Genomic DNA, 9,181 nt, shown 5'->3' with positions numbered 1-9,181 from the left:
ACGTGCAGGCGTTGCGGAGGCTGGGTCTGCTCGACGAGCGGGGCAACGACGGCAAGGCCGTGCGATACCAGGCGGTGGTGCCCCCGGGGTGGTCCCCACCCGAGCAGCAGGCGGCCACCGACTGGCTCGACCGCCAACCCCCACCGGCGCCCTCCGCGAACACCCCGCCGGTGCCCGCAGCGGTGCACGACGCCCTCCAACAGACACCGCGCGTGGCGCCGGGCAGCGCGGTCGTGGTGTGGGCGGCGATGCTGCGTCACCGCCAGCCACTCACAACCACCCAGATCACCGACCCCACCGTCCTCGACCAGTCCGCAGTCACCGGCACGCGCGCCGCCGAACGGTACGTGAAGGCGTTGCGGGGGCAGGGCCTGCTCGTCGAGCGGGGCAAGGACGGCAAGGCCGTGCGATACGAGGCGGTGGTTCCCCAGGGGTGGTCCCCATCCGAGCGGCAGGCGGCCACCGACTGGCTCGAGCGCCAACCCCCACCGGCGCCCTCCGCGAACACCCCGCCGGTGCCAGCAGCGGTGCACGACGCCCTCCAACAGACACCGGGCGTGGTGCCGGGCAGCGCGGTCGTGGTGTGGGCGGCGATGCTGCGTCACCGCCAGCCCACTCACGACCACCCAGATCACCGACTCCACCGTTCTCGACCAGTCCGCAGTCACCGGCACGCGCGCCGCCGCGTTGTACGTGCAGGTGTTGCAGGGGTTGGGTCTGCTCGTCGAGCGGGGCAAAGACGGCAAGGCCGTGCGATACCAGGCGGTGGTTCCCCAGGGGTGGTCCCCACCCGAGCAGCAGGCGGCCACCGACTGGCTCGAGCGCCAACCCCCACCGGCGCCCTCCGCGAACACCCCGCCGGTGCCCGCAGCGGTGCACGACGCCCTCCAACAGACACCGCACGTGGCGCCGGGCAGCGCGGTCGTGGTGTGGGCGGCGATGCTGCGTCACCGCCAGCCACTCACGACCACCCAGATCACCGACTCCACCGTCCTCGACCAATCCGCGATCACCAGCCCGAGCACCGCCCGGCTGTACGTGCAGGCGTTGCGGAGGCTGGGTCTGCTCGTCGAGCAGGGCAAAGACGGCCAGGCCGTGCGATACCAGGCGGTGGTTCCCCAGGGGTGGTCCCCACCCGAGCAGCAGGCGGCCACCGACTGGCTCGACCGCCAACCCCCACCGGCGCCGACAACGGACAACCCGAGCTTTGACCGAACAATCATGTGGGTCGAAATGCCCCACGATCACCAACCAGCGGCGCCGGGTGTCGGTGGATCGCGGTGCGGCACGGGCTGTCGGCGCGCGGCAACGACCACATACACGTGGTCGTCACCCTCGCCACCGAGGACGGGGCGCCGGTGTGGCTACGGCAGGACAAGCGGCGCAGCCAGCAGGTCGCCGACCTCCTGGAGGACGAGTTCGGGTTGGGCAAGTGGACGCCCGGTCGGGCCGGGGCGACGAAGCGGCCGGAGCTGACCCGGCCCGAGGTCGAGCGGGCCCGGCGCGTCGACCAAGTGCCGGACCGGGAGCTGCTGCGCCGCCAGGTCCGGGCCGCGCTCGCGGGTGCCGGCAGCGAGGCCGAGTGGGTCGCGCGGATGCGGGGCGCGGGTCTGCTGGTCGCTGCGCGCACCGCGGCGACCGACCGGGACCAGGTGGTTGGATACGCCGTGGCGCTACGGCCGGCCGGTGCCAGCAAGCCGCGCTGGTATGCCGGGCGCAGCCTGGACGGCGACCTGAGCCTGACCCAGGTCCGCAAACGGTGGCCCGACGCGCCACCGCCGGCAGCGCAGTGGAAGACGGCGGATTCCGCAGAATCGACCATGCTGCGCGGTGAGGACCGGATGGCGGTGTGGCGGTCGTCGGCCGCCGCCCTGGCGGCGATCAGCGGGCGGCTGGCCGGCGTCGCGCCGGGCTCGCCGCAGTGGCCGGCGGCAGCCCGGGCCAGCGCCGACCTACTGGCCCGGGTTGCGGCCGTCACCGAGCCGTCCGGGCGGGGACCGGTGACGCGGGCGGCTGACGCGCTGGCCCGCGCGGCGGCGCCACCGCGTCGCGCGCCGGCGCCGGCGGCGTCGACGATCGCCGCCGAGCTGGGCCGGGTCGCCGACGCGCTGATGGTCACCGGACCTGCCCGCGACGGCGGTGAAGCGGCGGTGCTGCTCGCCGTGGTCGTGCAGGCGGCCCGGCTGGTGGTGGCGCTGGCCGAGCTGCGCGCGGCCGAACAGCAGGCACACGCGGCTGGCGCGGCGGCCAGGGCGGCGGCGCACCTGATGCCGCTGCTCGTGCAGGGCTCGGTGCACGTCGAGCGAGACGTTCCAGGCCCACGCGTCGGGCGGGAGGAGCCAGATGCAACGCGGGCTCGGGCCCGCGTCGACCCGGCGGCGGATCAGCAGACGCAGCGATGAGGGACGGGGAGAGGTAGTGGCCGACAACGAGATGGCCGAGATCCAGCAGCGGGCCACCGCGGCGATGACCGCCGCGATCCAGGCCGCTGGCCAACTGGGCACAGGTGCTCATCGACGCTCGCATCGCGCAGCTGCAACGCGCCGTGCGGGCCAGCGAGGAGCAGGCCCGGCAGATCCGCGCGCAGGCTCGTGCAGCACAGCAGGCCGACGCGGCGGTGTGGCGGCCGGCGATGCGGCCGGGGTGGTGGCGCACCGCGGGGACGGAGGACATCGCGCGGGTGTGGCGGGCTGCGTCGACGTGGCAGCACGTGGACCCACGGGCGCAGCAGGCCCGGCAGACGGTCGTCGACCAGCTCGCCAAGCGGGCGGGTCGGGCGGCTGAGAAGCCCGAGCCGGCGCGAGAGCCGGACGACATTGAGGTGCTGTCCGATGCCGTCGACCGGGCGGTGCGCGAAGCCACGGACCGGGTGCGGCGGCCGGCGATGTCCGCCGAGGCGGTGCGGGACCGGCAGGAGCGGATGGCCGCCGAGGTCCGCAAGGCGTGGCCGTCTGGGCAGCGGGCCGACAGGGTGATCGGGTGCGAGGCGTGGGGTGCGCTGGCGTACACGCTGGACCAGGCGCAGCAAGCCGGCCACGATGTGCAGCAGATGCTGCGCGGAGTGCCCAACTTCGTCGACCGGGCCCGGACCCCGGCAGCGTATGCGTGCCGGGTGGTGCAGGACCAACTCGACGGCCGCATCGACCTCGGCACGGTACGTCGAGACCGCAGCCCGGAGACCGCCGAGAACCAGACGACTCATGCCGGGCCGGCAGAGAGCATCGCCACCAGCAGCAGTGAACCGGCGGTGACGGCCGCTCGGGCGTACCCCGTCTCGACCCGAGACGCTGTGGCGGGGGCGAAGCCCGGCAGCGACGCAGCCGGGCAGGCACCTGCGGTGAAAGCTGCGGAGGCTGGCCTTGACTCGCCCAGCCGGTAAGCCCGTGGACCGGTGACCACGACGCGGCCCCTCACCTCTCGGTGAAGGGCCGCAGCCGTGTGATCGACCGGTACAGACATCGCCGGAGGCGTAGGCCGATGGCAAGCCGACCCGGACCGCAGCGCCGGCCACGGCGCGAGGACCGGAAGCGGCGCGGCAGCACCTTCCCGGCCTGCCCTCTCTTGCTGGTCCTCCGACGGGCGAAGCTGCCGGCAGGCCATCCGCCCGGGAGGAAGGCTCGCCTTTACCCGGGCGGATGGGGCTGCGTTGACCAGCCCTGATCTCGCAGAGCTGCCGGTCAGGGCTGGTCGACGTCGTCCTCGGCATGCGGAGCGTCGAAACTAATGACGTCCCCGACCTCCATCGGGACCGGCCGGTCCAGCACTTTAACTGCCGCTTCTTGTCGTCCCGAGTGGGACGCGCCGCTCACTCGCCGCCGCCTGATGCGCCGATCTCGATCATCCGCTGCACCGAGGCCCGTGCCCGTGCCGCGATATCATGATCAACTTTGACTTCGTCGGCGCCTTCGCGTAACGACCGCAGCAGAGCAGCCGGCGTGATCATCTTCATGAACCGGCATGACGCACGGTCGTTCACCGCGCGGAACTCGATGGCTGGGGCGGCCTTGCGTAGTTGGTGCAGCATGCCAACCTCTGTAGCGACCAGCACAGTGCCGGTGCCGGCCGTACGCGCTGCCTCGACCATGCCGCCGGTGGACAGGATATGGACCTTCTCCCGCGGCACCACGCCCTCTCCGGCGAGGTACAACGCAGATGTCGCGCATCCACACTCCGGATGGATGTACAGGTCGGCAGTCGGGTGCGCAGCCGCACGCGCGGCGAGTTCCGGACCGTTGATGCCGGCGTGGACGTGACACTCACCGGCCCAGACGTGCAGGTTTGCCCGGCCCGTCTCCCGTTTGACGTGAGCGCCGAGGAACTGATCCGGGCAGAACAGCACCTCCCGATCCGGTGGGATGGAAGCGACCACATCCACAGCATTGGACGACGTGCAGCAGATGTCGGTCTCGGCCTTCACGGCAGCGGTCGTGTTCACGTAAGACACGACAGCCGCCCCGGGGTGCTCACGTTTCCATGCACGCAGTTGGTCGACGGTGATCGAGTCGGCCAGCGAGCATCCCGCGCGCGCGTCGGGGATGAGCACCGTCTTTTCCGGTGCCAAGATCTTGGCGGTCTCGGCCATGAAGTGCACACCACAGAAGACGATGGTGGCTGCATCGCTCGTAGCCGCGATCCGCGACAGGGCAAGGGAGTCGCCGACGTGATCGGCCACGTCCTGGATTTCTGGTAGCTGGTAGTTGTGTGCCAGTAGCACCGCGTCGCGTTCCCGCGCCAGGGCGCGGACCTCCTCCGCCCAGGTGCTGTCGGGCTCCAGTCGCCCGGATGGTGAGTTGTCCTGCGCTGCGGCACCCATTGGGCCCTCCTCAGACCGAGCACTCCGCAGTGGAGGGCTCAACGCTCGCGGACGTCTGTCCTTTCTCGGCGGCTTCAGGTGCATGCCAACGGCTCAAGTCTGGGCGTATCCAGGCATTTGGCGCTCGCTTGGCCCTTCCGCCTGCCCCGCGAAACTGCTGGTCAGTCGATCACGCGGTCCTGCGGACTGTCAATCATGCTGGTGCCAGAGAAATGGCGCCCACGCCGCTCGCGAGGCGCCCGTACGCAATGTTTTGACTCTTTTGGCAAGCTCCTGCCCCGATTTGTCGTCCTGATCTGCATTCTGCGCGAGCCAGGTGACCATCTCGACCTCGAGAGCGTCCGCCCGGAACGACCACCTGATCAGTCACTCGCCGACTTGGTGTCCGATCGCATGATCACCTGGCAGCTGAAGCGGAATAACCGCAGCTCACGGCTTTACGCAATTGCGCACGAGATCGTTAGAGTACCGGAGCGACTGGGCGCGGAATTGCCGGGCTCAGTTCCCGGTAGAGCCACTCGGCAAAGCCGGAGTGATCGGCGTCGGTGCTGAGCTGGACCAAGGTGCCGTCGTCGGCCAGAGTGGTTCGGCCGATCTTGTCCACAGCCACCTGCCGAGCATCGAAGCGCACGAACGGCTCGCCCAGGGCTGCCGACAGGGCCAATGGCGTGTGTGGGATGGTCGCGGGATGGTAGCCGGCGTAGTACCGGTCGCACTGCGCGACCAAAGCCGCCGCCCACGGCACGGAGGAGCCGGCGAGTCGCCGGTACAGCGGAGAATCCGCCGTGATCGCGATCCGCGGAGCGAACGTCACGTCGTAGGTCACCAGCCGTGGCCGCGACACCGCATCCAGCGCGGTCCGGACGGCGACCGGATCAAGGCGGAAGTTGTACTGCGATTGGGCGGGGTCGCGGTAGGCCAGCGCCCCGCCCATCTGGGTGACGACCAGTCGGTGCGCCAGGTCCGGGCGTGCGTCGAGTACGTCACCGAGGTTGGACATCGGCCCCAAGCCCAGCCAGCGCACCGGGCCGGAAGTGCGCTCGCACACCGCGGCGACCGCACCTACCGGACCGGACGGCTGATCGGCCACGTCGCCGGGAATCAAGTCGGCCACCCAGAAATACGGTGTGCTCGAGAGCCGGCGGCCCGCCACGACCGGCACGTCGGGCCGGCCGAGCAGATCCAGGAACCACCGAGCCAGCCGGGCGCGCTGCCCGTCGGCTTCGTCCGTCGTGAGCACAAGGGCCAGCTCCGGACAGCGGTGGGCAGCGATGGCCAGGGCCATCGCGTCGTCCGGTTCACCGCCGATATCGGTGTCGATCACCAGAGAGGCAGTCACGTGTGGTTCACCGCAGTCACGGTGGGTGCGGGGAAGTAGCTCGCGGAATGTCCGTGGACGACGAACCGGTTGGTGATCGGCATCCGACGGTCCATGCCGAACGCCCGCACGGAGATCTTCGGCCCAGGTGGGGCCTGCTGCCGCTTGAATTCGCCGCGCTCCACCATTTCGATCACGCAGTCGACCACGTCGGCATCGAACCCGTCGGCGACCAGCTCGTCCCGGCTCAGCTGGTCCTCGACGTAGCGGGCGAGGATCCGGTCCAGCACCTCGTATGGCGCCGGCAAGAGCTGGGAGTCGACCTGCCCCGGCTGCAGCTCCGGACTGGGCTCCTTGGTGATCGTGCGCTCGGGCACGGGCGCCGGTGTGTCACACGCGTACGCCTGCGCGTTACGCCATCGCGCCAACGCCCACACCAGTGTCTTCGGCACGTCTTTCAGCGGCGCATATCCACCGACTTGGTCACCGTACAGGGTGTTGTGCCCGCAGCTGTACTCGGTTTTGTTGCCGGTGTTCAGGGCCAATCTGCCCTCCTGGTTGGACACCGCCATCAACAGCATCCCTCGGGCGCGGGCTTGGACGTTCTCCAGTGCGACGCCGTCCACCGGAAGCAACGCCGCCACCGAGTCCACCACCGGCTGGATCGGCACGACGCGGAAATCGAGACCTACGCGCTGGCCCAGCTCCTCGGCGTCGAACATCGAATGGTCGCTGGAAAAGACGCTGGGCATCGAGATCCCGAGGACGTTCTCCGGACCGAGCGCGTCGGCCGCGATCACGGCCACCACTGTGGAGTCGATTCCGCCCGACAGAGCGACCACCGCGGAGGCGAATCCGTTCTTGCGCGCGTAGTCCCGAGTCCCGGTGACCAGTGCCTGCCACACCTCGCCCGGCTCGGCCGGAGGATGCCGTGGCACGGGAATCGGCTGGGGCGGCGGGTCGACGATCTTCGGGGCAGGAAGCGCGATTCGCCGCGTCCCGGCAGCCGGGTCCCCCGCCGCGGGCAGGTCCAGCTCCGCGACGAGCAGATCCTCGACGAAGTGAGCGGCCGTAGCCAACTGGCTGCCGTCCGCCGCGACGATCGATGAGCCACCGTGGAACACGAGTTCGTCCTGGCCGCCCACGGCGTTCACCGACGCCACCGGCGTGCCGGCCGCGCGGGCCAGCCGGGCGAGCGCCGTCATTCGCCCGTGGTGGCCACCGACGTGGTACGGCGCAGCGCACACCTGGAGGACCAGCCCGGCTCCAGCCTCGGCGAACACGGCTGGTGCATGAATGTCTTCGCCGACGGCTAGTGCGACGTCGGTCCCGTCGACGCAGGCGACCATCAAAGAGTTCCCTGGCAGGAAATTGCGCACCTCGTCAAACACACCATGATGGGGCAGCCGGTGTTTGAACGAGCGCCCGACGACATGGCCGTCCCGCAGCAGCGCCACCGCATTGTGCGCGGCACAGCCTGAACCGTCAGCCCTTTGAGTGGAATCGCTACCCTCCAGGTATCCCACCACGACTGACACTTTTCCCAGTCCCTCTGCTGCCAAGTCGGCCGCCAACCGGGTCAGCCCGGCGGCCGAGGCCGCCGCGAACGCCGGTTGCGAACCGAGATCCCGCAGCGGGCCTCCGGTCACCGCCAGCTCCGGGAACGCCACGAGGCTTGCGCCCTGGTCGGCGGCCTTCCGTGACCACCGCAGTACCGCCGAGCAATTCCCGTCGATGTCTCCGAGAACAGGATTGGTCTGGGCCAAGGCGACCCGCAGAACAGGCATGCGCGACTCCGTTGTTCGCTGCGAAAGAGCCCTCCGCAACTTCGAAGGCTCCACACCCGTGAACGTAAATGACCGCAGTTAATAGCACTGTTGGTAGCCAATCGACCCCGGCCGTCGCAGGCGAGTACATCGGTCTGGCATCTCTGCCCAATTAGTACCGCATGAACGACTGTCGGGCTTCGTCGTCCCTACTACCACTCAATATCCTAGTGCCAGCTGCCCGGCAATGACAACTGCTCGCCCGTCCAAGAATGAGCCTTTCCCCGAGTAACGATGCAAGGACTTGGAGTAGCCGGGCTGGCCCGACGATCCAAACGCGCCCAGATGTAAACATTCAGGGCTACTCCACGTGGTGACTGGTGGTGGCTGTGAGTGATCGGCGGGGTGGGGCGGTCCTGGTGGCGTGTCGGTGCGTGTCTGGGTGCCGTCGACGTGTTGTGATCTTCGGGTGCCGGGCCTGGAGGAGTTGTCGCGTGAGGAGCTGATCGGGCTTACGCGGCGGCTGACCGTCGAGGTCGAACGGTTGACTTTGGCGAACGAGGAGTTGACGCGGGCCAACCGGGAGTTGACCGATCGCGTAACGCGGCTGGAACGCCTGGTGTCGCGGAACAGCGGAAATTCGGGGATGCCACCGTCGAAGGACGACGATCCGGGTCGGACGCCGCCGGCCGAGGTGCCCGCGCCGGGGTCCGCCGGGGATCCCGCGGTGCGGGCTCGGGGAAAGCGTCGGGGTGCGCCGGGTGCGCAGTTGGTCTGGTCGCCGGAGCCGGACGACACTGTGGATCATTTCGCGCCGGAGGTGTGTGGAAGCGGGTCGGATCTGGCCTCGGCGGCCGAACTGGGGGAATTCGCCTCGCATCAGCAGGTCGATGTGCCTGTGATGACGGCGACGGTGACCCTCTCGCCCCCGGCCGACCCGGCCGGAGAAGTGTCGGGGCGACAGGTTCTCACGTTCCGTGCAAGAGCCCGAGCCAGGCTCGCGCCGCCTACATGCCCGACGCCATCTGGGCAGTCAGCAGGCTCCCCCCAGACTTGTCCCGGGACCCAGGTCTCGCCCCGGTTTCGACGCCACTGAAGTTTCTTACGACACGTCATCAGCGGTTCGCTCACGCTCGCCTTCCTGACCCACACCTGACGCGATCACCGCCGCGCCTTTTCCGCAGCGCTCACGGAACCTGTCAAGTCAAGTGAGACGTTTTCGTGGTCAGGTGTTCTGTAGATCTGCGGGTTGAGCTGCTGGTTTGTTGATCCACACCGTGGTCG

At 69.5% G+C, this 9,181-nt stretch carries 5 protein-coding genes; 2 read left to right on the top strand and 3 right to left on the bottom strand.

From position 1 onward, the window contains the following. The first annotated feature begins 1,280 nt into the window (after nt 1–1,280). On the top strand, nt 1,281–2,402 hold the full coding sequence (locus AB0G14_RS33955; RefSeq protein ID WP_357704618.1) for a relaxase: 1,122 nt from the start codon (nt 1,281–1,283) through the stop codon (nt 2,400–2,402). 104 nt (nt 2,403–2,506) lie between these two features. Next, entirely contained in the window at nt 2,507–3,379 is an 873-nt protein-coding gene (locus AB0G14_RS33950) for a hypothetical protein (RefSeq protein ID WP_357704616.1), read from the top strand. Between the two features lie 426 nt (nt 3,380–3,805). Here AB0G14_RS33950 and nadA read toward each other — a convergent pair whose 3' ends face one another. From nadA to AB0G14_RS33935, 3 genes are all read right to left on the bottom strand, one after another. Beyond that, on the bottom strand, nt 3,806–4,813 hold the full coding sequence (nadA, locus tag AB0G14_RS33945) for a quinolinate synthase NadA (protein WP_357704614.1): 1,008 nt from the start codon (nt 4,811–4,813) through the stop codon (nt 3,806–3,808). Nucleotides 4,814–5,273: 460 nt separating this feature from the next. Continuing rightward, a complete protein-coding gene (locus tag AB0G14_RS33940) occupies nt 5,274–6,152 on the bottom strand; it encodes a nucleoside hydrolase (RefSeq protein WP_357704612.1) in 879 nt (292 codons plus the stop codon). Beyond that, nucleotides 6,149–7,918 carry an NAD+ synthase gene (locus AB0G14_RS33935; protein WP_357704610.1) on the bottom strand — a complete coding sequence of 590 codons (1,770 nt, stop codon included), beginning with the start codon at nt 7,916–7,918 and terminating at the stop codon, nt 6,149–6,151. The genes AB0G14_RS33940 and AB0G14_RS33935 overlap by 4 nt, the downstream gene beginning before the upstream one ends. Nucleotides 7,919–9,181: the final 1,263 nt, after the last annotated feature.

Source organism: Micromonospora sp. NPDC023814 (genome assembly GCF_040639595.1).
In the GTDB taxonomy this organism is placed as follows: Bacteria; Actinomycetota; Actinomycetes; order Mycobacteriales; family Micromonosporaceae; genus Micromonospora.
The sequence above is the reverse complement of the archived record's forward strand: the minus strand, read 5'-3'. Positions and strand labels throughout refer to the sequence as shown.